Below are 23,652 nucleotides of genomic sequence, written 5' to 3' on the forward strand. Positions count from 1 at the left end.
ACAGATGGTGGATTAAGACAGGCCGCAAGGTTGAGCTTTGCACTATGATTTGTATTTATGAAGAAGATCCCAAGGGATGTGGCATAAGTGATGATCTTCCGGGAAGTGACTCAAATGATGCTGGTGGATATCGTCGCTGGCAACATAATGGGTCAATGGCAACACCTCTACAGCGATGCGCTCGGCGTCTTCACGTGATGCGATATAGCGCTCCGCTTCAACTAAGTGTTTGGCATCGGTGCTGTACACGCCAGTGCGATACTTTTCGCCTACATCAACACCTTGTTTGTTGATGCTGTAAGGGTCAATGATCTCAAAAAGGTGGCCCACTAGCGCCGTCACTGAGGTGAGGTTTGGGTCAAATTCAATTTGTACACACTCTGCGTAGCCATCGTATTCACATGGTTTGCTTTGGTTATCCTTTATTTGAGAACGTCCATTAGCACGACCTGCTTCTGTGCTTACCACGCCGGGCAAATACTTAATGAACTCCTGTACGCCCCACAAGCAACCACCCGCTAAATAAATTTTTTCCATACTTCTTTTTGGGCTCTCTGAGTTTTTGTTCGATGGTTTTGATTTATCGCTTAAAACGTAACAGTAGATTGGAGCCTATATCAATACGCGAAAGACGCTCATGTACTAAAATAAGCTCATAAAAACAAACGCCTAAGCATTGCAAATCGTCGTAGATGAACAAATGTAAGTTGAATGCGATATCGAGATTATATAGGTCATTGCAATTTGTCACCAACCCGAACCTCAACATCAAGTGAGAGTTAAGCTAATCATGTTTGAACAAGTCAAAGACTTCATCAATCCGAGCAAGAATCCTGACCTGACTCTGGCACACGAATATCAACGAAAACATTTGCCAACCCTGTGGCTGATCGGTAAAACGGGTATAGGTAAATCATCGTTTATTCAAGCTGTCACGGGATATTCCTCGGTGGAAGTCGGCAACGGATTTGCACCGTGTACCATGACAGCAATGTCGTATGCGTTCCCTCAAGACAAACCGGTGATGCGCTTTCTTGATACTCGTGGTTTAGGTGAAGCGGATTATCGCCCCGACGAAGACCTAAAAGAAATTGGTTAAGCGGGTAAGAAGGTTGCTCTGGCTGCATTTAAAGCCGCGACGCCTAGGCTGGCAGAGATGGCGATAAAACAATTTATTTTATATTTCTGAATCTTTAATCCTGAAATTATCATTAAATTAATGAACTAGTGTAATAGTGTATTAATTCGCTGTTATTTTAATGTGATATAGGGTAATAAAGAACAGCGCTGTGATTATAAATATTGATCACATTTGTGATTTAATCTTCTTTATTTATAAAATAATTGCACTATATTGAAATTTCGGATCACTTTGATTTCAACGTAGGGATATATTGTGAACATGTATCTGAAATGGCAATCAACAACTTGGCTAACCCTGTTAGCTTGGTACACCTTGGATCATCAGCTCTCGTTTCACCTTTCTTCAGAGTAGTACATTCTTGGCGTCACACGCCCAGCAGAGCCTTTGGGCTTTGCCAATCCTGTTAATTTTGTCTTTAAGATATGCGATAAGCAGTGGAACAACCAGTTCGTTAACTGTATCTCTTGCTGACCGTTATTTATATCTTGGTCGTTTTAAATAGGATCACAATCAATATATTAATTGATTCAATAATTTATTTCTCGCTATTAATTTTTATCGTAATTATCACGAATTCGATTGTTAGATAAATAAATGACTAGTGATGAACTGTGACATCTAAAAATAATGAACTTAGGGTCTTCTTTTAATATTTCTTCATTAGGGAATACTGAGTTCGTTGAAAGGTATTATTATGGAAAACTTCAAACATCTACCTGAACCGTTTCGTATTCGCGTTGTAGAACCAGTAAAAAGAACTACCTACGCTTATCGTGAGCAAGCCATCGTCGAAGCGGGTATGAACCCATTTCTACTCGATAGCGATGATGTGTTTATTGATCTGTTGACTGACAGCGGCACGGGTTCAATTACTCAACGTATGCAAGCGGCGATGCTAATGGGCGATGAAGCGTACAGTGGCAGTCGTAGTTACTACGCACTGTCGAATACTGTGAAAGATATCTTCGGCTATGAGCTAACCATTCCGACTCACCAAGGACGTGGTGCAGAGCAGATTTATATCCCGGTGCTGATCAAAAAACGTGAGATGGAAAAGGGGCTAGACCGCTGCAAAATGGTCGCTTTGTCGAATTACTTTTTCGATACAACACAGGGCCATACGCAAGTGAATTGCTGCGTTGCGAAGAACGTTTACACCAAAGAAGCGTTTGATACCTCAGTGAATGCCGACTTCAAAGGCAACTTCGATATCGTCAAATTGGAAGAGGCGATCATAGAAGCGGGTGCTGCCAATGTCCCTTACATTGTGAGTACCATTACCTGTAACTCGTCTGGTGGACAGCCTGTCTCTATCGCTAACCTCAAAGCTGTGTACAAAATCGCGCAGAAGTACGATATCCCCGTCATCATGGATTCGGCTCGCTACGCTGAAAATGCTTACTTTATTCAGCAGCGAGAACTGGGGTATAAAGATTGGACTATCGAGCAAATTACTCGTGAGTCCTACAAATATGCAGACGGCTTAGCCATGTCCGCTAAGAAAGATGCGATGGTGCAAATGGGTGGTTTGTTGTGTTTTAAAGATAGCTCCTTCATGGATGTGTACACAGAGTGTCGCACCTTGTGTGTCGTTCAAGAGGGCTTCCCGACTTATGGCGGCTTAGAGGGGGGGGCCATGGAGCGCCTTGCAGTTGGGCTATACGACGGAATGCGTCAAGATTGGTTGGAGTACCGCATCGGTCAGGTGCAATACCTGGTTGATGGCTTGGAAGCGATTGGTGTTGTGTGCCAACAAGCGGGTGGCCATGCTGCGTTTGTTGATGCGGGTAAATTGCTTCCACACATTCCGGCGGGTCAGTTCCCAGCTCATGCTTTAGCGTGTGAACTATACAAAGTCGCGGGAATCCGAGCCGTTGAGATTGGTTCATTGCTGCAAGGGCGAGATCCTATAACAGGTGAGCAGCACCCATGTCCTGCTGAGTTATTGCGCCTAACCATTCCACGTGCGACTTACACTCAAACGCATATGGACTTCATTATTGAAGCGTTCGAAAAAGTAAAAGAGAACGCGAGCAAAGTGAAAGGGCTCGATTTTGTTTACGAACCACCTGTACTAAGGCACTTCACTGCACGTTTGAAAGAGGTGGAAATCCATGAGAACCTGGCTGAAAAAAAGAGTGAACCAACGCCCGAAGAAGCATTTTAAAATAATAAAATAAGCGAATAGTCATCAGAACCATAATTCAAGGCTCCTTTGGAGCCTTTTCTTTTTGGTGTGAAGTTCTGGAGTTGAGACAACTGCGATTGGTCACCTGAGATGATTTGATTCGGTCTAGGCTTGCTTATTCTTCAGGGAGGTCCATGCTACGGCAGCCGTCTGGTACGCTGTCACTGAGCGTGATATCAAAAGCGTCTGACTTAGTGACCACATCATGAATCATTGCTGGATGGTCGACTTAGACCTTTGGGTTGACGTCTAAACCTATGTTCCTGAGGCGTTCAAGAATAGGGTACTTGTTGTCATTCCATCCTGGTGTTTTGAAAAGAATGATTGGATAGTTAGCGAGTGACATAAATTTTTTTGCGGGGTGGTCCTCTCTTACAAAGAACACCACTTTTCCTTTTCCGAACTCCATTTGAGAAATCGACTGCGGTAAGATTTCATCAAAGTAGTGCGCCGCTATCGCCTCTTCGCCCTCAATCAGTTGGTTTCTGGCGTTACTTCCCCACCTTGCGAACGAATAGTTCGCGTGCGGCGCTGCTTTACTCAGAGCAAAGTAGAGTTTCGAACCAAAACGTTCGCAAAATAGGGTGTTCGCGTAGATCTTGATGTCACTTTTGTAAGAATCCGGAGAGAAGTCTTGGTGTTTGATGGCCTCGATGCTACTCAGTATCTGCTCGAAGTTGCTGATGTTGTTTTCTACAAAGGGCTGGGTTCGGAGCCGTGTTTGGTTTGAATAAACAGAGGGTCGTTAAGTTGAATTTTTAACTTTGAAAGGTTCTTACTGATCGCTCCAGAAGTTTTTCCTAGCGACTCCGCTACCAGTCCAACACTACGAAGCTCATACATCCGTTTGATGACGAGGATATTTTGAATATCGAGGTTGATGTCTACAGGCTCTCCAAATCATTCCTTTTATAGACAGTAATCTCTGTGAGCTAAGCCGTCAGAAATCATGTGACTCTAATTTTATAGTGGCAATGCACAACTTCTAAGACAGGACAACGTCAGAAGATCGCTAATCCCTTGATTTTCCATTTGGTAAATCGTGCTTTTCATCGTTTCGTTATCACTGTGTCGCTAAAGATACCTCAACAAAGCAACACAGATATTAGACGAAAAGATAATTAGAAATACAACGAGGTTATGTATGAATAAGTTACTTGCACTTGGCTTAATGGCGCTTTCAATGAACACAGTTTTTGCTGCTAACGGTACACATACCGGCACTATCGATATGACAAGAAGGGAAGGCTATCAAGTGAAGGCTATCAAGTGAAGGCAGAACGTTTAGAGTCAGACTTAGTCCTTGAAGGAAGAAATGAAGCTCCGAATGGCGGAACCCAATTCCAAAAGAACGTGGTTCAAAACTAAGCGATCAAGCTTGCAGGTCGCCGTGACTAACGTTTAAAGTGTGCTTACCACTTTAAATGTTCTATCATTATCATGAAAAATGCTGCGCCTTAGGGGCAGCATTTTTCGTTATAGGAATCTTTAAATGGCAGACTAGTAACTAACAAGACTTGGCATGGTGTGTGACGTGTGGCATTTTGGTCACTATTAAAGGTTGTGCTGCATTAGATCAGCGTGGAAAGGAAGAGCAGATGATACGTCATATTTTACTGATAAAATTCAAAGAACATGCGGAGCTTTCAGAGATTGAAAGGCTAAAGGCGCTGTTTGAGGCAATGCCAAGTAAGGTTGAAGGTGTAACTTCAGTCGAATGGGGGCTAAATGACAGTCCAGAGAACAAGAACCAAGGTTACAGTCATTCTGTCTTGATGACGTTTGCTGATGAAGCAGGGCGACAAAATTATCTACCGCATCCAGAGCACGATGCCCTGAAAGAGGTATTCCGCCCACTATTGGATGACATCATAGTGTTTGATTACTCTTTATAGACATCAAGAGTCTAGTAGCCACCTTGGCTGAACTTCAAACTCTCAAAATGAGTGATATCGAAAGCGCACAGGTATTGGCCTGTGCGCATTATTTTTAGTCAAAATTCCATGTAGTGAAAATTAGTGGTTACTCTGTCGGTAATATAGTGACCGGAGTGAAAGAAGCTACAGCATTACCACCTGCTCCAGGACGGTCAACATAAGGGGTGTTTTGCATTAAGGTGTAGTATACATCCACGAAGTCATCGTCATTAACCAATACATTATTTGGGATTAGCTCAATGATTTTACTGGTGATCTGAGGGATGATCGCATAGCCCTGAACTTCTGGGTCTGGAATCATTTTCAAGATTTCTTCAGCGCCTTCTACCAGCAACTTTGCAAGGTCTTTATAATTGGTACCATCGTCGTGCTCCATCAAGATCATATCAGCAGCACCCCAGCGGTAACGTGGCCAAAAGATGATACTTTGGCTTGGATAGTACGTCTGTTTGTCGTAGTCCAAGTAAGGCATTTCAATTAAGTCGATTTGTGGAGCTATACGGCTTGAATCTACGCCAGTAACGATAGCGTATATTTCCGCTTTGGTAGAGATCCACGGTTCTCTATCGAACGCTAAACGAATCTTGGTTAACTGAGTGGTATTCAACTCTTCAGGTTCCGATTCAACCAAAGAGCGTGCAGCACCGCTAAACAGTGTCTGTATTTGAGGTTCTTTGTTCAGGCTGCTAATAATGTTGCTGCTGTCAGCGTTAAGAAGCGTGTCTGTGCCTTGTTTTTTCATTTCGGCTTGCATGGTCATTAAACCTGCCCTGAGCTCCTCCGCACCGTTGCTATCAATCACAAACACCGGAACATCGGGCATTTGATACACATCTAACTCATGAACTTGCCCATACACATCGTAAGCTTCGATGTATTGCCAATTTGAATCATCACCAGATGGCTCGTAAGCAAACAGCGGGCTTTCACCATTTTTCCAAGCTTCAACCATGGCTTCATCAGCCATCCTAATTTCTAACACTGAGTCACTGAAGTCGTTGATCCCTTTCATCTTACGGTAGCTGAGATCGGCTTTGTGCATTTTGCTTGAAAAGGCAGAGTAGGGGTGAGCCGGGTTGAGTTCTTCTAAAGGAGTCGCTAGCCTTTTTTCGGTAATTTGTGCTTTCAAAGAAGACTCAAGATCGACATAGAGTGAACTTATTTGCAACGCCAATGATTGCTTTTGTGCTGCGACACTCTTTGCAACAGCAAGAGTGTCAGTAATAGAGTGTGTTGTGTCGATATTGTTTGCATAAGACTGTAGGCCAACTACAGTCGTTGCAAGCACCATACTGATCGAGAAAGATGGTCTCATAAATAATCCTTATTTTAATTTTTATCATTAATAGAGCATTTGCCCTACAAGGATTAACCTATCAATAAGGTGAATGTGTTCAAAACTTAGTCATTGATTTTTGTTTTAATTTCTAGCACAAGATCTTATTTTTATTGATTCTTATAAAATTTACCAAATATAAGCTTGATATTTATGTTTTTATAAACCAATCAATAGCTAAATTACAATATTATTATCTATCTACGGTTTGATATGACTGAGGCGTGTTTTTGAAATGCTCTAGGAATGATAAGAATCAGTGACTATGGCGGGCTGAGTTGGTTGAGCACAATATCAATTGTCCATAGCAATCAACGCCAAAAAGTGATTTGGGATTACTCTATATCTGCTGTAGTTTAGGCCGCATTTCGGAAGAGATAGTTTTCGGTATAATTCGACTCCCTTAATCACTAGCGCGATGAAATGATCTGATCTGCGCACTACGTTATTTTTAAGATCAATCCACTCCTCACTGAACAACGTTATGACGTCTTCCTCGCGTCAAACACTTCCTGCATAAAAACGCTAGGCCTAAAGGGATTTTAGCTGAGCAAATCTATTACTTTGGTCAGGCACTTAAACTTACTGATCCACTGTTGATATCAAGGTTATTCCGGTAGAACGAAGTTAATTGTTTGAAGCGTTAAACCCAGGGCGCGGTTATACTGCTATCACAAACCTTACGGTAACGCCGACTTCTGTAAAGATAAAATTAAGCTTCTAGAGCCTCCTTTTGAATACACCAAGCTTTCATTGTGTGTTTATTGGCACCGCAATCGGAATGATGACATCGTCAATCAGTGGTCAGGAAAGTTGTTTACTAGCGAAGTTTTAACCTTGATCTCCAGAATATAAGACAACGCCTAGTTGTGTGAGTAGGTGTCTTGGTCATTCGCCTCGCTCTTCATGTATGAAGAACCTTGTGGTAAAAATGACAACATGAAACATGCTGTTGGCTTTCGCCATATAATCCTCCAATTTAAATGGAAAGACTGACTTATGAATTTTGATATCCAAGAACTGAAACACCACCAATTGGTCGAGGATGGTCAACTAGAAGGGTGTTACATTCATCAGCCAGATCAAGGTAGCCAACAAGACGACCAAGCAGTATTGGCAGAGCGCCAAGCGCTAGAAAACATGGGTCACAAGGTTGTACAAGTTAAGGCTAAAGGTGGAACAACAACGTTCGCCGAGGCTATGCAAAAGCTAGCCAAGGAGACTGGGCATCAGTCAAGCAACTAAGTGGTTAACACTTGTTGCTTGGCGAGTCGTAGCTTTCAAAGGGCGGCGATGCTATTGCGGTTAAGCATGTAGGCAAACTTTCGACAAAACCTTTTTAAGCAACAATCCGACATTGAAGGACGTATAGCTGATCTTCATAGCGAGTAGGACGTATAAGCTACTTAAAAAAGGAAGAATCACTATGGCCACCGTCTATGTCAGTATCGGAAGTAATATTAACCGCGAACATCACGTCACAGAATCTCTCAAAGCATTGAATCACCGCTTCGCTCCACTGCAAATTTCTCAGTTTTACGATTGCGAGCCAGTCGGCTTTAAAGGAGATAACTTCCTCAATCTGGTCGTGGAGTTTGAATGCGACCTTCCTATCGCTGAATTATCTAAAGCTCTTCACCAAATCGAATCAGATAACGGTCGCCAACGCGAGACTAAAGAATATGCAGCGCGAACCATGGATATCGATATCCTTCTTTACGGCGATCTAGTGGGCATTATCGACGGGGTAGAGTTACCCAGAGGTGAAATCACCGAGTACGCTTTCGTGCTTCGTCCATTAGTCGACCTTGCCGCGACTGCTCATCATCCGGTCCTAAACATCTCCTACCAACAACTTTGGAATAACTTTGACCAGTCGCGTCAGAAAACCAATTCAATCCCATTCGAGCTTAGTCTCACCTAATGCCGTTAGAGCTGTCAAAAACCGCAGACTCTCAATATCAGACTTTATTTGATCTTTTCTTAAAACAAGCACGTAACTGATAACACTTTGTACGGAATGGAAACTGCTATGAACCACAACGCGATTATTACCATCACAAATCTCAGACTGCGAACCTTCATCGGCTTCAATGAAGAAGAGAAAACCAAGCAGCAAGACATTGTTATAAACGCAGAGATTCATTATCCAGCTAACAATCTTTGCCTCTCTGATGACGTCGACAATGCCCTCAACTACAAAAACATCTGCAAGAAGATTATCCATCATGTCGAATCTGGAAGATTCCTGCTTTTAGAAAAGCTAACCAGCGACGTACTTGGAATTTGCATTGATCATTCATGGGTTCGGTACGCGCAAGTGAGAATCGATAAACCTCATGCACTGCGTTTTGCCGACTCGGTTTCGCTCACGCTGAGCTATGAAGCGGACCAAGATAATAACTTCTAAGGAGAGTTCCAATGTTGAGCACAGAAGCAAAACAAGTAAGAGCAGCTCTCCTGGCGAGAGGGCTTGAAACCCCGATGACCGCGAGTGAAATGAACAGCAACCAGAAATACAATCGCATTAAGGGACTACTTACTGAAGTCGTAAGTACGTTGGGTTTGGATCTAACGGATGACAGTCTTGCAGAAACGCCGCACCGCATCGCAAAGATGTATGTACACGAGATATTTTCCGGTCTTGATTACAACAACTTTCCAAAAATGAGCGTTATAGAGAATAAGATGTCGGTCGACGAAATGGTAAAAGTGTCGGACATCGATTTAACTTCCACGTGCGAGCATCACTTCATCACCATCGACGGTTTAGCGCAAGTGGCCTACATTCCAGAATCGAAGATACTTGGCCTGTCGAAAATAAATAGAATCGTCCGATTCTTCGCGCAACGCCCTCAAGTTCAAGAACGCTTAACCCAGCAGATTTTAATTGCCATACAGACTCTCGTTGAGACAGAAAACGTAGCGGTGACCATCAAAGCGACGCATTACTGCGTTAAGTCTCGAGGCGTTATGGATGCCAACTCTGAAACGACCACAACGGCGCTCGGTGGTATTTTCAAAACTAACCCTCAAACTAGAGCTGAGTTTTTAAGATGAGTGAGACGATTCTGATAACGGGAGTAGGGAAGCGATTAGGGTTCGCACTCTCTCAGCAACTTTTGGCTGATGGGTATCAAGTGATTGGTACCTTTCGCAGCGAATACCCTCAGTTACAACAGCTGCGTGATAAGGGGGCAGATTTACAGCGCGTCGACTTTTATCAGCAAAGCAGCGTAGAGGACTTTCTGCGTTATGTAGGGCAGGAGTACAGAGCGCTTCGAGCCATCGTTCATAATGCCTCGGACTGGAAACCGGAAAATAAGAAAGACCCGAGTGAGAATGCTTCAGAAATTATGAACCAGATGATGGCAGTTCACGTCGGCGTACCATACCTCATCAACTTGTCGCTCAAAGACCTTCTGATGTCTGGCGATCAAACCTCAGATATCATCCACATCAGTGACTATGTTGCTGAAAAAGGCAGTAGAAAACATATTGCTTACGCGGCAAGCAAAGCGGCGCTTAATAACTTAACGCTTTCATTTTCGGCGATGCTGGCTCCCAAAGTGAAAGTAAATACTGTCTCCCCAGCTATGATCAAATTTAATGATCATGATGACGAGGTGTATAAGACTAAAGCTCTGCAAAAAGCTTTGATTCCGGCCGAAGCGGGTTTTGATGAAGTGGTTGATGGCATCAAGTATGTACTGGCCAGTCGTTACATGACAGGAAGAACATTGCACCTTGATGGCGGCAGGCATCTAAAGTGAATTCGTGTCGATAACATTGAGCTCTTCCTTGGTTGAAAAGCCCATTTCATTCTGAATATGGACTCTCCCGCTCTTGTTTCAAACTTCTGGCTTGAGTGTTCATATCTAAAGGCCTATTTGGTTTGCTCCTGCCTAAGCAACCTCATTTAACCTCGCACAATAAAGTGACAAACTTCACGTTTCTGTCAATTCATCTACTGATTCGAGTGAACTGTATTAAACGCAGCTCATATTGACCTCGCTGCGAACCCACTTACCTAATTAGGGGGATGAGCATCCGAGCAGAAAATTCAAACAAATGTTTAAACTAGACCGTTTATGGAACGATTTTTCGGGCATTTTACGGGATGACTTTCACTTTGATCTTGATCAATATGTTAACCGTTGCGCAAAAATACTAAACCAAATTCGTATTGGCAGCGCACATTTACTTCTTCGATCTGCTCAGTACAAGGAATGAAATTATGTCTACTCAGGAAACATTTAAGGCTTTCACATCGCAGCTAGAGTCTGTAACAAACCCGTTTTACAACTTCAATCAGCTAGTGACTAAGAATATAGAGACACTGACCAAGATTCAGCTTGATAGCCTACAAGCTTACAGCGCGCTAGGTAATGAGTCTTTGCAGAGCTTAGCCTCGTTAAAACAGCCACAAGATCTTCCAGCTTATGGTTCGAAACAGATGGAAGTGACGAGTAAGATCTCACAACAACTCATGGAAGATAGCCAAAAGCTGACCCAACTTGGTCAAGATTTTAAATCTGCCGCTGACGAGCTTACTGCCTCTGCGGTAAAGACCGCGAAAAGTGCTTAGTTTATTGTTTGTCGGTTGATGGCGGAGCGTAATTTCTAGCATCGCCATCTATCAACATCACTTCTAACAAGGATGTCAGAATGGAAAATAAATCGCCCTTTGAAGGTATGATGAACCTCATTTCCCAATACGGACAAGCCTGGATGGACAATCTAGGGCAGCCAACACAATCAACATTGATGAAAACCCAATCGGAAGATTTTACTAAGTGGGTTGGCTCAATGACTCAGAACCCAACCAACATGGTTGAGCAGCAGATGAATTGGTGGGCGCAGCAAGTTAATCTACTCAACGATTGTATCCTTGGCACTCAGGAGCAAACCAAAGAGACGGATCGCCGTTTTCGTGACCCTTCATGGAATGAAACGCCACTGTATCGTTACATCAAAGAGAGCTACAAACTTGCTTGTGACAACATTCAACAATCAGTTGAGAACGAAAATGGACTGGATGATGAGAGCAAAGCTCGACTTTCATTTTTCACTCGGCAGTATCTGAATGCGATGTCGCCAAGTAACTTCGTTTCGACCAACCCAGAGATACTCAAGCTGACCATGGAGAGCAAGGGTGAAAACCTAATTCAAGGGATGAAGCAGTTCCGTCAGGACTTAGAGCAAAGTGCCGACATACTCAATATTCGAATGACGGACAAAAACCAGTTCAACTTGGGTGAGAATATTGCTTCAACACCCGGAAAAATCGTCTTTCAAAACGAGATGTTCGAGCTGATTCAATACAAGCCGACCACAGAGCAAGTCTATAAACGTCCGACGCTGATCGTACCGCCGTTCGTGAACAAATATTACATTATGGATGTCAATCCAGAGACCTCCTACGTGAAGTGGTTGGTCAGCCAAGGCCACACAGTATTTATGATCTCTTGGGTGAACCCGAATGCTCAAATGCGAGAGGTCGATTTTGGCAACTACGTGACTCAAGGCGTGCTGCCTGCACTTGATGCCATTGAAAATGCGACTGGCGAGCGAGAAGTTAACGGTATTGGTTATTGCATCGGCGGTACCACCTTAGTCACAGCCATGGCTTACCTTTCTGGCAAACGCCGTAAACAGAGAATTAAATCGGTCACTCTGCTGACGACAATTCTCGACTTTAAAAAGCCAGGTGAGTTAGGGGTCTTCATCAATGATCCGATTATCAGCAGCATTGAAGCGCAAAACAACCAACGTGGTTATATGGATGGCCGCCAAATGGCCGTGTCATTCAGCTTACTTCGTGAAAACAGTCTGTATTGGAATTACTACATTTCCAATTATTTGAAAGGGGAGAGCCCAATGGCATTCGACCTCCTTTATTGGAACTGTGACAACACCAACGTGACTGCTGCGACCCATAACCAGTTACTACGTCAGTGCTATCTTGAGAATCGACTAGCTAAAGGTGAATTGGTGATCGATGGTGTGGCGATTGATTTAGGTAAAGTAAAGTCGCCAGCTTACTTCCTCTCTGCTATTGATGATCATATCGCGCTATGGGACGGTAACTTTGAAGGCACAAAACTGCTAGGTGGAGACAATAAATTTGTACTTACTGAGAGCGGTCATATTGCAGGGCCGATGAATCATGCCGATTCCAATAAATATGGTTTTTGGACCAATGATGATAACGTTCATGCACCGTCTCAGTGGCTTGCCAGTGCCGACAAGCACCATGGCTCGTGGTGGTCGCATTGGCAAAACTGGGTCGATGAGCGCAATTTCTCCGAAATGATTGAAGCTCGTGAGTTAGAAGGGGAACTGGATGCGCCAGGTGAATACGTGAAGCAGCGTATTCAAGATGTCATCGCACAAGAAAATGAAATGGAAAAGGAGTCCGCATAGTGAAGCCAGAAATCGGCCAGACTGCCACAATAGAAAAGATGTTAGATAAGCAAACTGTAGAAGGGTTTGCGAGCATCTCGGAAGACTACAACCCAATTCATTTAGATGAAAATTTCGCTAAAACCACGCAATTTGAGCGTCCAATCGTGCACGGTATGTTGGCATCAAGCCTTATCTCTGGCTTGTTGGCTTCTAAAGTGCCGGGGGCAGGCAGCATTTACTTGGGGCAATCTTTGAAGTTTCTTCGCCCTATTTTTGTTGGCGAAACTGTCACAGCCAAGGTGGAAGTGATCAGTGTGCGTGAAGACAAACCTATCTCTGTGATATCTACTCAAGTATTGAACGCCAATGGTGAAGTCGCGGTCGATGGTGAAGCGACAGTGATGTATTCTGTTTAACCACAACGCCATACAAGACAGCCAACATTTACTGAAAACCAAAGGCAATAACGCGATCAGCGGATGTACTACCAGATCTTTTCAATTAATAATTCGATTCTAATGTGCGTTTTAGTGCTTTGCGCTAAAACGCTATTGTCAAAAATATAAAGTTCTGATTTTCAAAATACCTCTACCCATACTAAACTCCGAGAACTCAGCTTGCTTAAACTGTGCGGATGATATGATCAATGGTGCTAATCCTTAAGGGCGAGTCGGCACAATTAAAAGTAGCCGTTATTTGTCATGTAGTTTCCATAAAGGATTTATCGAAGGTGCTCGCTTCCCTGTATACAAAATACAGAAGGTATTTTGAAGAACTTAAACGGCTCTTCTGTCAATAGTGTTGTTAGCTATGAAAGAAATACGTTAACAATGTAATCTAAAAGAGTATGACCCAAAAAATAAAACCTCTGTTCACGCTTAGCGTAAGCAGAGGTTGTTATATTAGTAGACTGTAAGCAATTAACTATGTATCAGTAATTGATTTGTTTAGACTTAATCTAGTCGAAGAGTCACTCCAGAGTAATTTGTGTACCCACGAAGTAACACGTGATAGGTGACGCTTGGTAGCACGCTCACACTGCATTGCTCGTTATTACCTGTACGATAAGGGCGGCAATCATAACTTGAAGTGCTTGGTTTACTGCCTGCTTTGACATACAGATCTGCATCGCCAGTTCCGCCAGATATTGCCACCGTTACGTTTGATGCAGAATCTACGGAGAATGTGTAGAAGCTTTCAGAATATTTGTTGCCACTTAGGTTCGCGATAGGCGCCCCTTTGTTGAGTACATTGTCACCCGGAATGGTAGGGTCGCAGCTTGCGTTGACACCAACACTATTAAACGCATCTACCACATCGGTAACCGTATAACCCATATCTGCAGCCGCTTTAGCTACGCCACATGCACCGGCATCAAAGGTACTGTTTGCTGTCCAATACAGTTGGTTTGCGACGGTGAATATTTCGAAACCTTTGCGTACATCCCAGCCTGATTTGTTGGTTAAAAGGTAAAATGCTCGGTTATAAACACCGCTCGACAAATGAACGTTTAAACCATCGTAGTAATCAGAGGCATGATCAATTGAACGGCCATCTTTTGAAGGTTGGTCAAAGTAGCGCAGTCCACCTTCTGATTTGAAGATATCACTACCAACAATCCAGTCCACATTTCCACGCAGATAGTATTCAGCGGCTTCGCCTGCGATATCGGAGAAGGCTTCGTTGATACCGCCTGACATGTTTCTGTAGACCAATCCTGAGTTTTGTTCGGTGAAACCGTGGCTCACCTCATGCGCACTGACGTTAATGTCGACTAATGGGTAGAAAGTATTTTTTCCGTCTCCAAAAGTCATGGATGAGCCATTCCAGAAGGCATTCTCATAGTCGGTACTGTAGTGAACACGCATAGTGAGTTGGAACGATAAAGGTGATGTGTTCATCCACTCTTTGTACATATCAAAGACGACGTTTCCGAAATAATGCGCGTCGTTAAGGGGAGAGTAGGCGCCATTCACGTATTTACGATCTGTGTAGTTGGCGTCGTCGCTACAGTTGTAACTGTAGGCTGAACTACCAGAAGTTCTGTTATTTAAGTCGACCGTTTTCACAGCGTCGTTTTCTAAAGTACATGTGGTTCCAGTTTTATCAATCGAAAATCCTGGAAAGTCAGTACCATATTCATATCGATTGGTTTTGCTGTTACCACCAGGTCCGGTTCCCACAGCTTTAGCGTGATTTAAGCCATTCCATTTTTGAAGGACTTCCCCCGTCATGGCATCAATAAAGAAGAAGGGACGCTCTGGGTAATTGGAAGCGACAAAGAAGTCGACTAAATACACCATTTGAGCGGTTTGACTTTCATCGAGTCTTACAACTAACTTAGCATTTTTGTTTTCAATCGACTTTTTACCGACTGTAAACGAACGATGGGATGACAATGCGGCTTCGATGGCTTGTTCTTTATTTAATTTAGGCGCGATGCTTGAGAGATCATCGCTAATCCCTTGTGCCATCGAGCCAAATACTTGAGAAGGCAAGTTTTTAGATAGGGTGGCGACAACGGATGTATTAAAGACAGGTAAACCGAAGTGAGTTTGTTGAAAGCGTACTTTTGTTTTTCCATTGGGCAGTACTACCCGTTTTACCTCAGAAAAACCTAACTCTAGTGGGGCAACACTCTTCGACTGAGTGATGAGGCTCTGTTGGAGTAGGCTATCGTTCTCGATGGTAATCATTTCTGCAGCGTGTGCATTGAAGCCGAAAGAAGTACCTAGGATAGCTGCTATTTTCCAGCTTAGTTGACGTTGTTGGTTCATTTCTTGTTCCTGATTTTATATAAACTCCTTCTTCCCAACGGCTAAATAGGAAGTCTATATGCAACACGATGGTGCCATATGTTACGAATCAAGATTGGAAGAGCATATCGACTTGTGACAAGTTTTTTTGAGAGATTTATTTTTAGTGTATGTAATTCATAATTTACAAATATAATTATTGATTTAATTGTTTTTAATGTTGGCGTTTCTATTTTAATTGTAATTATATGAAGTGAAAGATGTTATTAATCCTTAACTTGTTTTAATCGTATTGACGTGGTTTTTAACCTGTTGAACAGGTTTTCTTAATTGCATTACTAACAATAAAACTTGTACCCATTATATTGTTGATATAGTTATTAAATATGCATCGCAAAATTAAATGACTTATTTGTAATTAAGCCTTGCGTTGGTAGGGTAACCTTAATTTGAGTTGCAAATTCACTCTTTTTTTGCGTAAGCCCTTGTTATAAATGCTAGTTGAAGTGAAATTTTTACTGGTAATAATGTATAATGTTAAATTTACTCCAATAACTAATAATAAATATACAGAATTAAGTTCTAAAAATAAAAGGGAATCCAATGTTTAAGGTAGTTAGTTTATTTTTATCGATTTCAATTTTTTCAGTTGCTCAAGCCAATGAAACAGTAGAGTTTGAAACAGCTCAAGAGTTGTTGACTGTAATGGAAGTTGATAAGCAAATGTTAGGTGGCTTTGAAGCTATGTTGCCAATCGTTAACCAGTTAGCTGATAAACTCAAGCTGAATGCTCAAGAGACAGAAGAGCTTAAAGGGATTTACAGGGACTGGTTTGACAACGATATTGACCGAGTAAAAATGCGAACTGAAATAGCGAACCTTTATTCAAAACAATTCACGATGTCAGAAATGAAACAGATAATTGAGTTTTATGGTACACCTGTTGGAAAGAAATTTATTCAACAGTCGCCGGAGCTTACAAAGCTTGGAGCGCAGATCGGTATGGCTGAAGCTCAAAATAAGCAACATTTGCTAGTTGAAAAACTGACTCCTTTTATGGAAGAGCATAGCAACGAGTGATTAATTTCTAGAAAGCAGTTAGACCCGGTATGAAGTAGCTGTTAACTGAAGCCCGTAATACGACCTCTAATCGGCTATTTGCTCGTATGAAGTAAAAACCAAATTGCTCTTGAGTAAGCTGACGAATTAAGTCGCCGATATAAACCTCTTTTGGTTGAATCGTAATGCATGGCATTCTACTGTGCATTACGGTAAATGTACTCACCGTACGATATGATTTATTAATTTCTAAGCTTCGGTTTCACGGAGGAAACATGACAAGCGACCAGCTATTGGAAAAGGCACTTTATAGCAGTGCCAGCATCCATCAACCTCACTCTTTAAAAGCTTATTTGGCTGCGACTTATCTGAATGGGTATTTCGCTAAATCAGGCAATGTGTGGCTTAAAACGAGTGAGTTAATAGATAAAACTGAGATTGGAGTTTTAGGCGAGTACTCTGCAACAGTACAAGCACCCAAGTTCTCAGAATTTCGTATCCATAGGATATTGTACAATGGGGTATACCCAGCTGCGTATGCCGCTTTAATGCAGTGGCATGAGAATCAGGGCTTTCAAGACATCTTCGCGCATTACGTTTCGCAGGCTTCTCGAACAAGCGAATACCTATCTCACAATGTGACTATCTTATTGGCGTTAAATCGTGTTTACCGTGAGTTAGAGCCGTCTCAAATTCCAGCATTCCTTAACCGCGTCACTGAATTTGTCACATCGAGCTGTTCTGATGGCGACCAAAGCATTGATACACGTGAAGTCGTAGAGCTGAAAAGCGTAGTACTAGCATGCTTAAAGCAGTTCGGTTTTTTTGGGCACAACCTTATTACGCTTACGTGGATATTGCGTTGCAAGGAAGAGCTGTCGAAAGAGCAATATGACGCAATGCTTTTTAATCTCTATCGACAGGCCAATAGCCCATTGGAAGATCCAGACGATGAGATTGACCAAGCTATCTTAGCGCAGTGTCAAAGCTCAGATGATTCGGATGAGTTCTATGACAATGTGAACCGATTGGTTTTTGGATATACATCCAACTTACATCAGATAACTCTAGCGGATGCATTGTGTTTTCTTCAAGAACAATTCCCTGAACATGCTGAAGAGCTAAAATGTGTCGCAGAGTATCAGTGTCGTTTGTTAGAAGAGTGAATTTAATTAGGATGTTGTAGCTAACATTATGCAATGTCAGTAACTTAGGACGAGAAATGAAAAAGCTATCTATTGGCTTATTTTTACTGGTTTCAAGCAGTGTCATAGCGTCTGAAAACGTTCCGGAAATGTCGATTAAAAACGGCTATGTTGAACCGTTCCAAATGTTCGATAACGTTTATTACGTTGGTGATAGGTGGGTGTCGTCTTATGCGGTAGAGACATCAAAAGGTTTGATTCTTATTGATACACTCGATTTCCCCTATTCGATGTGGATCCCCACCAATTTAGAAAAGCTTGGGTTACAAGATAAGGCAATCACACACATTTTAGTGACTCACGGTCATTCTGATCATGCTGGTGGAGCGCAATATCTTCAATCTGAATATGAATCAAAAGTTGTGATGACGCAGAAGGGTTATGAATTAGCCATTTCTCAAGCCAACAAAAGCAGCGGTAAGAATACTTTTTTGCCTCCCGAAGTAGACTTATTTGTGCAAGACAGTAGCAGTCTTATCGTCGGTGAGGACGAGTTTAAGTTTTACCTTACCCCCGGTCATACGGAAGGGGACTATTCAATAGACCTTATGGTGAAAGACAAGGGGGTATCACATCGCGCATTTGTAGTTGGCGGACACAGTATTAATGCACGAGATCCAAAACTAGCGAAGCAGTTTTTCGAGAGTATGGACAGAGTCCGAGAGATCGCTTTGCAGCCTCCTGTTGTGAGTGTTAATTTGTCTAACCATCCACATAAGAATCATTTATTCGTTAATCGTGAGAAACGAAATGTCGATGGTTCGAATAACCCGTTCATTAGCGAAAGCAATTTTTTCCGCTTCCTAGAACAGCAGGAAGCATTAGCGAAGGAAAAGCTTGACTAATCTAAGGTAAGATGGGTTCTTTCTCAACAGATGTTTATCATAGTCAAATTGAACTTTTTGGCTGTAATTTAATGATTTAATTTTTTGAACACAGGAGATTTCATGGCTGACAACGCAGTTGAGCAAGCAATCGAAAATATCCGATTGAAATCACAAGGCACGGATTGTTTAAAGAGTTGCGCGGTGACGATCAACTTCCACCCTGATCGTTATACGTTCGACAATAAACCTTTGCTCGAAGTAATTGCTGAAGATGGATGTTTGAAGTCTCAATTTGAAACAGGTACCAGTAACGGTGGTATGACGGCTTACCCAGGTGGTGACCGTTGGTTATGGGAAAAGCGAGTGTTCGACGGCGCGTATGATGATGCCCCAAATGGGCTTAGGCCTAAATATGGGGCACTGAACTACCGTAACTATGAGACTGGCGCTGCACCTCGTTTCGGATCTTGTTATTTCCAACTGAAAGCGGAGACCTCGGAACGAACTACGTTCTGCTATCCAGACAGCTTCTTTGAGCCAGAGGATTTCGCTGTTGCTAGCCGTGTGCAGGCATTAGTTGATACAGCATTGTCATCCGATGTTGACTTACTTGATGATTATATTGAAGCGCATGTTCATGGTGTTATCTCTCTGAAAGACGATATTGAATGCCTTGTATTAGACCCTATCTACCGCTCGACGATTATTGAAGAACGCGCGATTAAATTGGGCGTTCCGATAAAGTGGCACAATGGCTTTGAGCTGAGCATAAAAGAGATGAGTCGCTACCCAGATTATCGTGGCCAGTCGTTTATCGAACTCGCAAAAAAGTTAGCAGTAAACGGAAAGATCAATGCGAGAATACTGGGGCTAGCCGTGACACAGCAAGGTTATGACCAACAAGACGTAAAGAAGGTCTGGCATTACTTGGCTCGGTTTGGTTATCAATCAGAATAAATCTCTAATCGTATCAGTGGGCTCTTCTGAGATTTTAACTACAACGCCCTACATCTAGCGAAAACCCGCATGCAAAATATATTCGGTAGGATTTTAAAATGAGTGAGATTGCTCGCTTTATCTCTGGTGTGTTGAAGGGTCCAGCAACTCCGAGTCTTTTCCTAAACTTCTTGATAGTTCTGGTTTTGTGCCATCTACTGACTTTGACGGTGAGTGGCTAGGTCACCGAATTAACACCAATGGCAATAATATGTGTGAGCTAACAACCATTACAGGAATCATCCGTGAAGGCAAAGCCACTTTGAGGCTTACCTACAACGGAACAGCATTAGCGGGTTGGGTTTGTGAAAGCGGTGTATTACGGTTAAATGCCAAACATCGCCAGTGGGACTATCGCTTTTCAGTAACTGGCAGCGGCAACTGGTTTGATGGTCGTTGGCAATTAACCAATGGCCCGTGCCAAGGGAGTTGGCTTATAGAAAAGGTCGATGCTAAGTCTTAATCGTAAATCAGTGAGAACCAAAGGGTACAAAATGAAAATCAGAACTGCAGAGTTGTCCGATATAGCCGCTATTACTTGCATATTCAATTTCTATATTGAGCACACTAACGCGCGCTTTGAAGAAGGCAAGTTTACGTTGGAAAATCGGCAGCAATGGTTCTCTCAATTCTCGAGTGATAGTAAATATCAACTTTATGTTGCAACCGAAAACGACTCGCTACTTGGTTTTGCATGTTCTCAACCGTACAGAGCAACATCAGCATTTGAAGATACAGCTGAAGTTACAATTTATTTAGCTGAAGATGCAAAAGGTAAAGGGATAGGCTCTAAGTTGTATTCTCAGCTGTTCGCATCAATCATTGATTTCGGTGTTCATCGAGTTCTTTCCGGTGTGGCATTACCCAATGAGGCATCGATTGCACTGCACAAGCATTTTGGTTTTCGAGAAGTTGGTGTGTTCAATGAATATGCAAAGAAAAATGGCCAATACATCAGTTCAATGTGGTTGGAAAAGGCTTTAGATATGGATATACATCTTAAATCTTCTTAACGTTTTTGATTCAATACTTATGGCACTTTTGGATGCAGTATTAGGAAGCAATTTGAAAACAAAGGATACAATATGGACGTAAAATTGGTCAAAGGTTCAGACCCAAAATTCGCAGAGCTGATAACCAAAACGAATATGGCGTCTTACTACGATACGCGTGGAATCGTTTGGGGTCATGATCAGTTTTTACGCAGCTGGGATGAGCTAGATAACTATGAAGTCTATGTAGACGATATTCGTATTGGCGTTGTCCGCTTTAGTTACACCAGTGAGACAACCTTCCTTCGAGATTTACAGATATTAACCGAGCAACAAGGCAGGGGCTTTGGTTCTAGGTGCTTAGATTTAGTGATTGAACACGCTAACAGTCAGGCGTCGGATCAGTTAGTGCTGCGCGTGTTCAGTGAGAACCCCGCTATTAAGCTGTATCAATCAAAAGGTTTTAAAAAAATTTCTGAGGTAAAAGGGCTTGTTGAAATGGAGCTGCAACTAGCTAATCTATAAAGGAAGATAAATGGTTGAACGTATAAATTATCAAGGCTTGCCATCAATTGCTGGGCCTTATGTTCACGCGACAAAGCACAACGGTGCGCTCTATGTTTCTGGTTTGACTGCTTACGGCACAAGTTCACAGGATCAAGGAATTGGTGAGCAGACCAGTGAGATACTTAGTCAGATCAAGCAAATACTAGAGCATGAACAGCGAGCAGTCAGTGATCTTATTAAGCTGACGATCTTTATCTGTGATATGTCTGAACTAGGCAGTATTCGAGAATTATTGTTTGATTTTTATGGAGAGTATCTTCCGGCTTGCTCTCTAGTCGAGGTCTCTAAATTGATTCACTCTGATTTAAGGATTGAGATTGAGGCGACAGTGGCACTGTAATAACTAAATATAGAAAAGCGCCCATAACTTAAGAAGAGCCGAATCACTTTTCGCGTGTCGAACTTGGTGTTGTTTTTTGGGGTTAGGTTGTACGTAAACCAATATTTCAAATTCTGCTTGTGTACTAGCATCGTCTAAATAGCACACTATTTTTCTTTTGCTATCTAGTCAACTCAACGGACTTAAATTAGAAGTTCGTGTATCCGAACCCTAGAGCAATCAGGTATTAAGAATGGAAAGAACTATCTCACAAGCCATTGCGCTTCGAAAAGAACAGAAATATGAAGAGTCTCGTGATTTTCTGGTAACACTATTAAGTGATGAAATTTATGCAGCCAAAGCACACCTGCAGATAGCCTGGTCGTACGATAATCAAGGTAAGGAACAGCAGGCGATTAAGCATTATGTTTTATCTCTGCAAGGGAAGCTTTCCCCGGTAGAGCGCTTTGACGCATTGTTTGGCTTAGCATGCACTTACCGAAGTCTAGGTCAATATACTGAGGCTTTAAGCTATTTCGAACAGACGATGGCAGAGTATCCTGAATCCCTTGAAGTTCAGCCGTTTTACGCGATGTGTCTGTACAATTTAGGTCGACATAAAGAAGCGACATCTCTGTTACTTGAGTTATTGGTTTCCACAACCAATAGTGATGCGATTAAAGAGTACCAACGGGCAATCTCTTTATACGCAAAAGACTTGGATAAAACTTGGTAAATGAGTTTCAATCGGCAATTTACCAATCCAATAAAGGCCTAAGTATCGAGTGACACTTAGGCTTGAAGGGTTTACTTTTATACGTTTTGATCAGCGTTACGCAGAAAGCTCTTTACGCATTATCTCTGCACCAGCGCTGAGTGCATTCAGCTTAGCAGAGGCAATGTTGCGAGGTAGGGGAGCCATACCGCAGTTAGTGCAAGGATAGAGCTTGTCTGCATCAACATACTTAAGTGTTTCTCTTAGAGTACTAGCCACTTCTTCCGGTGTTTCGATGGAATCGGTTGCAACATCAATAGCGCCAACCATCACTTTCTTACCACGAACCAACTCAAGCAGTTCAAGTGGTACGCGAGAGTTATGGCACTCTAACGAGATGATATCGATGTTCGATTGTTGAAGCTTAGGGAATACTTCTTCATATTGGCGCCACTCAGTGCCTAATGTCTTTTTCCAATCTGTGTTGGCTTTAATGCCGTAGCCATAGCAAATGTGTACTGCGGTTTCGCACTTAAGACCTTCAATGGCTCTTTCCAAGCAAGCGATACCCCAATCATTCACTTCATCGAAAAATACGTTAAAGGCTGGCTCATCGAACTGAATAATGTCTACACCGGCTGCCTCTAGCTCTTTTGCTTCTTCGTTTAGGATTTTGGCAAACTCCCACGCTAGTTTCTCACGGCTTTGGTAATGCGCGTCGTAAAGTGTATCTATCATGGTCATTGGTCCCGGAAGTGCCCACTTGATAGGTTGGTCAGTTTGCTGGCGTAGAAACTTCGCATCTTCAACAAATACCGGTTTCTGTCGTGAAACCGGGCCAACGACGGTTGGGACACTGGCATCGTAACGATCGCGTATTTTCACAGTTTCACGCTTTTCGAAATCGACACCATTAAGGTGTTCGATGAAGGTTGTTACAAAGTGTTGGCGTGTTTGCTCACCGTCGCTGACAATATCAATGCCTGCTTGTTGTTGTTCGTGAAGCGATACACGCAATGCATCCTGTTTGCCATCCGTTAGTTCGTTGCCTTTCAGTTTCCATGGAGACCAAAGTGTTTCAGGTTGTGCTAGCCAAGATGGTTTAGGCAAGCTGCCTGCTGTTGAAGTCGGTAATAGTGTTTTCATAAATAATTCTGCCTGTCCGTAGGTTGCTAGAAGCGTTTAATCGCTGTCCAAATCGGT

General features: G+C 42.6%; 22 protein-coding genes and 4 pseudogenes. 21 read left to right on the top strand and 5 right to left on the bottom strand.

What is annotated here, in order from left to right:
- Positions 1–42: 42 nt before the first annotated feature.
- Entirely contained in the window at positions 43–537 is a 495-nt protein-coding gene (locus A3712_RS02990) for a peptide-methionine (S)-S-oxide reductase (RefSeq protein WP_063522222.1), read from the bottom strand.
- Between the two features lie 253 nt (positions 538–790).
- Here A3712_RS02990 and A3712_RS02995 point away from each other — a divergent pair.
- A pseudogene (locus A3712_RS02995) lies at positions 791–1,096 on the top strand (GTPase); the annotation flags it as partial.
- A 742-nt stretch (positions 1,097–1,838) separates the two neighbouring features.
- Positions 1,839–3,311 carry a tryptophanase gene (gene tnaA, locus A3712_RS03000; RefSeq protein ID WP_063522223.1) on the top strand — a complete coding sequence of 491 codons (1,473 nt, stop codon included), beginning with the start codon at positions 1,839–1,841 and terminating at the stop codon, positions 3,309–3,311.
- A 139-nt stretch (positions 3,312–3,450) separates the two neighbouring features.
- Here the strand turns inward: tnaA and A3712_RS03005 are convergent.
- Positions 3,451–4,175, bottom strand: a pseudogene (locus A3712_RS03005) (LysR family transcriptional regulator); the annotation flags it as partial.
- Positions 4,176–4,476: 301 nt separating this feature from the next.
- On the opposite strand from A3712_RS03005, the pseudogene A3712_RS03010 reads away from it, so the two are divergent.
- Both A3712_RS03010 and A3712_RS03015 read left to right on the top strand, forming a co-directional pair.
- Positions 4,477–4,700 (top strand): annotated as a pseudogene (locus A3712_RS03010) (hypothetical protein).
- Between the two features lie 230 nt (positions 4,701–4,930).
- Complete coding sequence (locus tag A3712_RS03015) at positions 4,931–5,227, top strand: Dabb family protein (RefSeq protein ID WP_063522248.1); 297 nt, start codon at positions 4,931–4,933, stop codon at positions 5,225–5,227.
- 127 nt (positions 5,228–5,354) lie between these two features.
- On the opposite strand, the gene A3712_RS03020 is transcribed toward A3712_RS03015, so the two are convergent.
- The gene (locus A3712_RS03020) at positions 5,355–6,584 is read right to left on the bottom strand and encodes a DUF3103 domain-containing protein (protein WP_063522224.1); all 1,230 of its coding nucleotides are present in this window, start codon (positions 6,582–6,584) and stop codon (positions 5,355–5,357) included.
- 1,020 nt (positions 6,585–7,604) lie between these two features.
- Here A3712_RS03020 and A3712_RS03025 point away from each other — a divergent pair.
- From A3712_RS03025 to A3712_RS03060, 8 genes are all read left to right on the top strand, one after another.
- Positions 7,605–7,850 carry a hypothetical protein gene (locus tag A3712_RS03025; protein WP_063522225.1) on the top strand — a complete coding sequence of 82 codons (246 nt, stop codon included), beginning with the start codon at positions 7,605–7,607 and terminating at the stop codon, positions 7,848–7,850.
- Positions 7,851–8,031: 181 nt separating this feature from the next.
- On the top strand, positions 8,032–8,529 hold the full coding sequence (gene folK, locus A3712_RS03030) for a 2-amino-4-hydroxy-6-hydroxymethyldihydropteridine diphosphokinase (protein WP_063522226.1): 498 nt from the start codon (positions 8,032–8,034) through the stop codon (positions 8,527–8,529).
- A 108-nt stretch (positions 8,530–8,637) separates the two neighbouring features.
- Positions 8,638–9,015: a dihydroneopterin triphosphate 2'-epimerase gene (folX, locus tag A3712_RS03035; RefSeq protein WP_063522227.1), complete on the top strand. Its 378-nt coding sequence runs from the start codon at positions 8,638–8,640 to the stop codon at positions 9,013–9,015.
- Between the two features lie 11 nt (positions 9,016–9,026).
- Positions 9,027–9,665 carry a GTP cyclohydrolase I FolE gene (gene folE, locus A3712_RS03040; protein ID WP_063522228.1) on the top strand — a complete coding sequence of 213 codons (639 nt, stop codon included), beginning with the start codon at positions 9,027–9,029 and terminating at the stop codon, positions 9,663–9,665.
- A complete protein-coding gene (gene folM, locus A3712_RS03045; protein WP_063522229.1) occupies positions 9,662–10,378 on the top strand; it encodes a dihydromonapterin reductase in 717 nt (238 codons plus the stop codon). The genes folE and folM overlap by 4 nt, the downstream gene beginning before the upstream one ends.
- Positions 10,379–10,842: 464 nt before the next feature.
- The gene (locus tag A3712_RS03050) at positions 10,843–11,193 is read left to right on the top strand and encodes a phasin family protein (RefSeq protein ID WP_063522230.1); all 351 of its coding nucleotides are present in this window, start codon (positions 10,843–10,845) and stop codon (positions 11,191–11,193) included.
- Between the two features lie 80 nt (positions 11,194–11,273).
- Complete coding sequence (gene phaC / locus A3712_RS03055; protein WP_063522231.1) at positions 11,274–13,031, top strand: class I poly(R)-hydroxyalkanoic acid synthase; 1,758 nt, start codon at positions 11,274–11,276, stop codon at positions 13,029–13,031.
- Positions 13,031–13,429: a MaoC family dehydratase gene (locus tag A3712_RS03060; RefSeq protein ID WP_157618700.1), complete on the top strand. Its 399-nt coding sequence runs from the start codon at positions 13,031–13,033 to the stop codon at positions 13,427–13,429. Before phaC ends, A3712_RS03060 begins: the two co-directional genes overlap by 1 nt.
- 537 nt (positions 13,430–13,966) lie before the next feature.
- On the opposite strand, the gene A3712_RS03065 is transcribed toward A3712_RS03060, so the two are convergent.
- Complete coding sequence (locus tag A3712_RS03065) at positions 13,967–15,790, bottom strand: M4 family metallopeptidase (RefSeq protein WP_063522232.1); 1,824 nt, start codon at positions 15,788–15,790, stop codon at positions 13,967–13,969.
- Positions 15,791–16,372: 582 nt separating this feature from the next.
- Here A3712_RS03065 and A3712_RS03070 point away from each other — a divergent pair.
- The 9 genes and pseudogenes from A3712_RS03070 (at position 16,373) to A3712_RS03110 (ending at position 22,470) form a co-directional block, all read left to right on the top strand.
- The gene (locus tag A3712_RS03070) at positions 16,373–16,849 is read left to right on the top strand and encodes a DUF2059 domain-containing protein (RefSeq protein ID WP_063522233.1); all 477 of its coding nucleotides are present in this window, start codon (positions 16,373–16,375) and stop codon (positions 16,847–16,849) included.
- A 254-nt stretch (positions 16,850–17,103) separates the two neighbouring features.
- Positions 17,104–17,994 carry a hypothetical protein gene (locus tag A3712_RS03075; RefSeq protein WP_063522234.1) on the top strand — a complete coding sequence of 297 codons (891 nt, stop codon included), beginning with the start codon at positions 17,104–17,106 and terminating at the stop codon, positions 17,992–17,994.
- A 56-nt stretch (positions 17,995–18,050) separates the two neighbouring features.
- Positions 18,051–18,878, top strand: a complete 828-nt coding sequence (locus A3712_RS03080; protein WP_063522235.1) for an MBL fold metallo-hydrolase — start codon at positions 18,051–18,053, stop codon at positions 18,876–18,878.
- 102 nt (positions 18,879–18,980) lie between these two features.
- Positions 18,981–19,817 carry a DUF3626 domain-containing protein gene (locus A3712_RS03085; protein WP_063522236.1) on the top strand — a complete coding sequence of 279 codons (837 nt, stop codon included), beginning with the start codon at positions 18,981–18,983 and terminating at the stop codon, positions 19,815–19,817.
- A gap of 118 nt (positions 19,818–19,935) precedes the next feature.
- A pseudogene (locus A3712_RS03090) lies at positions 19,936–20,319 on the top strand (hypothetical protein); the annotation flags it as partial.
- A gap of 31 nt (positions 20,320–20,350) precedes the next feature.
- Positions 20,351–20,869: a GNAT family N-acetyltransferase gene (locus A3712_RS03095; protein ID WP_063522250.1), complete on the top strand. Its 519-nt coding sequence runs from the start codon at positions 20,351–20,353 to the stop codon at positions 20,867–20,869.
- 72 nt (positions 20,870–20,941) lie between these two features.
- Positions 20,942–21,373: a GNAT family N-acetyltransferase gene (locus tag A3712_RS03100; protein WP_063522237.1), complete on the top strand. Its 432-nt coding sequence runs from the start codon at positions 20,942–20,944 to the stop codon at positions 21,371–21,373.
- 10 nt (positions 21,374–21,383) lie between these two features.
- Entirely contained in the window at positions 21,384–21,755 is a 372-nt protein-coding gene (locus A3712_RS03105; protein ID WP_063522238.1) for a RidA family protein, read from the top strand.
- Between the two features lie 232 nt (positions 21,756–21,987).
- Positions 21,988–22,470 (top strand): tetratricopeptide repeat protein, encoded by a 483-nt coding sequence (locus A3712_RS03110; RefSeq protein ID WP_063522239.1) that lies wholly within the window; start codon positions 21,988–21,990, stop codon positions 22,468–22,470.
- A 96-nt stretch (positions 22,471–22,566) separates the two neighbouring features.
- Here the strand turns inward: A3712_RS03110 and A3712_RS03115 are convergent, their stop codons facing one another.
- Positions 22,567–23,595 carry a methionine synthase gene (locus A3712_RS03115; RefSeq protein ID WP_063522240.1) on the bottom strand — a complete coding sequence of 343 codons (1,029 nt, stop codon included), beginning with the start codon at positions 23,593–23,595 and terminating at the stop codon, positions 22,567–22,569.
- Positions 23,596–23,652 lie beyond the last annotated feature (57 nt).

The organism is Vibrio sp. HI00D65, assembly GCF_001635455.1.
Classification (GTDB): Bacteria; Pseudomonadota; Gammaproteobacteria; order Enterobacterales; family Vibrionaceae; genus Vibrio.

Excerpts from the sequence above, each read along its gene's own strand:
- A3712_RS02990 (WP_063522222.1), bottom strand. The coding sequence starts at position 537 with ATGGAAAAAATTTATTTAGCGGGTGGTTGCTTGTGGGGCGTACAGGAG.
- tnaA (WP_063522223.1), top strand. The coding sequence starts at position 1,839 with ATGGAAAACTTCAAACATCTACCTGAACCGTTTCGTATTCGCGTTGTA.
- A3712_RS03015 (WP_063522248.1), top strand. The coding sequence starts at position 4,931 with ATGATACGTCATATTTTACTGATAAAATTCAAAGAACATGCGGAGCTT.
- A3712_RS03020 (WP_063522224.1), bottom strand. The coding sequence starts at position 6,584 with ATGAGACCATCTTTCTCGATCAGTATGGTGCTTGCAACGACTGTAGTT.
- A3712_RS03025 (WP_063522225.1), top strand. The coding sequence starts at position 7,605 with ATGAATTTTGATATCCAAGAACTGAAACACCACCAATTGGTCGAGGAT.
- folK (WP_063522226.1), top strand. The coding sequence starts at position 8,032 with ATGGCCACCGTCTATGTCAGTATCGGAAGTAATATTAACCGCGAACAT.
- folX (WP_063522227.1), top strand. The coding sequence starts at position 8,638 with ATGAACCACAACGCGATTATTACCATCACAAATCTCAGACTGCGAACC.
- folE (WP_063522228.1), top strand. The coding sequence starts at position 9,027 with ATGTTGAGCACAGAAGCAAAACAAGTAAGAGCAGCTCTCCTGGCGAGA.
- folM (WP_063522229.1), top strand. The coding sequence starts at position 9,662 with ATGAGTGAGACGATTCTGATAACGGGAGTAGGGAAGCGATTAGGGTTC.
- A3712_RS03050 (WP_063522230.1), top strand. The coding sequence starts at position 10,843 with ATGTCTACTCAGGAAACATTTAAGGCTTTCACATCGCAGCTAGAGTCT.
- phaC (WP_063522231.1), top strand. The coding sequence starts at position 11,274 with ATGGAAAATAAATCGCCCTTTGAAGGTATGATGAACCTCATTTCCCAA.
- A3712_RS03065 (WP_063522232.1), bottom strand. The coding sequence starts at position 15,790 with ATGAACCAACAACGTCAACTAAGCTGGAAAATAGCAGCTATCCTAGGT.
- A3712_RS03070 (WP_063522233.1), top strand. The coding sequence starts at position 16,373 with ATGTTTAAGGTAGTTAGTTTATTTTTATCGATTTCAATTTTTTCAGTT.
- A3712_RS03075 (WP_063522234.1), top strand. The coding sequence starts at position 17,104 with ATGACAAGCGACCAGCTATTGGAAAAGGCACTTTATAGCAGTGCCAGC.
- A3712_RS03080 (WP_063522235.1), top strand. The coding sequence starts at position 18,051 with ATGAAAAAGCTATCTATTGGCTTATTTTTACTGGTTTCAAGCAGTGTC.
- A3712_RS03085 (WP_063522236.1), top strand. The coding sequence starts at position 18,981 with ATGGCTGACAACGCAGTTGAGCAAGCAATCGAAAATATCCGATTGAAA.
- A3712_RS03095 (WP_063522250.1), top strand. The coding sequence starts at position 20,351 with ATGAAAATCAGAACTGCAGAGTTGTCCGATATAGCCGCTATTACTTGC.
- A3712_RS03100 (WP_063522237.1), top strand. The coding sequence starts at position 20,942 with ATGGACGTAAAATTGGTCAAAGGTTCAGACCCAAAATTCGCAGAGCTG.
- A3712_RS03105 (WP_063522238.1), top strand. The coding sequence starts at position 21,384 with ATGGTTGAACGTATAAATTATCAAGGCTTGCCATCAATTGCTGGGCCT.
- A3712_RS03110 (WP_063522239.1), top strand. The coding sequence starts at position 21,988 with ATGGAAAGAACTATCTCACAAGCCATTGCGCTTCGAAAAGAACAGAAA.
- A3712_RS03115 (WP_063522240.1), bottom strand. The coding sequence starts at position 23,595 with ATGAAAACACTATTACCGACTTCAACAGCAGGCAGCTTGCCTAAACCA.